This window comes from Vibrio sp. 2132-1 (assembly GCF_033344315.1).
On record NZ_JAWPON010000251.1, the window covers coordinates 1 to 769 of the forward strand.

A 769-nucleotide genomic window follows, 5' to 3' on the forward strand; every position below is an offset into this window, starting at 1 on the left:
GCTGCTGTTTGCGTTAGTCTTCCTTATTGCCCATAACCCGATTGCTGATTTAATCTTTGGTTGGAGTGACGCCAGTGCTGAAGTGAAGCACTACGGCATGCAATATTTCTCTATCCGTGTGTGGAGTGCGCCGGCGGCACTGATGAATTTTGTGTTGTTGGGCTGGTTGCTCGGCACGCAAAACTCCAAAGCGCCTATGTGGATGGTGATCATCACCAATGTCACCAACATCGCTCTCGATGTGTTATTTGTGATGGGCTTAGGTTGGAAAGTTGAAGGTGCTGCGCTTGCATCCGTGATTGCTGATTACTCAGGCATGGCGTTTGGTTTGGTCTGCGTGTGGAAGACATGGCAAGCACGTCAGTTGCCGTCACCCAAGCAATTACTTGCTGACACTCAGTATGGGCTAGGGCGATTTGTGAAACTCAATCGCGATATCTTTCTTCGTTCATTATGTTTGCAAGCTGCGTTTAGCTTTATGACGTTTCAGGGCGCGAGCTTTGGTGATGATGTTGTCGCGGCAAACGCTGTGTTGATGAGCTTCTTGATGATGATTTCCTACGGCATGGATGGTTTTGCCTACGCGATGGAAGCGATGGTGGGGAAAGCGATTGGCGCGAAAGACCGAGCTCAGCTTAGTGATTCTCTGATCGGGACATTCTTTTGGAGTCTGATCATCTGCTTAGGGCTTACTGCGGTATTTGGCTTAGCGGGATCGAATTTGATCGCCATGATCACTTCTATTGCGATTGTGCAGCAGCAAGCAGCG

General features: G+C 49.3%; 1 protein-coding gene. It reads left to right on the plus strand.

The window, feature by feature from the left end; translation table 11 throughout:
- A partial coding sequence (locus tag R8N47_RS24745) for an MATE family efflux transporter (RefSeq protein ID WP_318186042.1) occupies positions 1-769 on the plus strand: 769 nt, incomplete at both ends.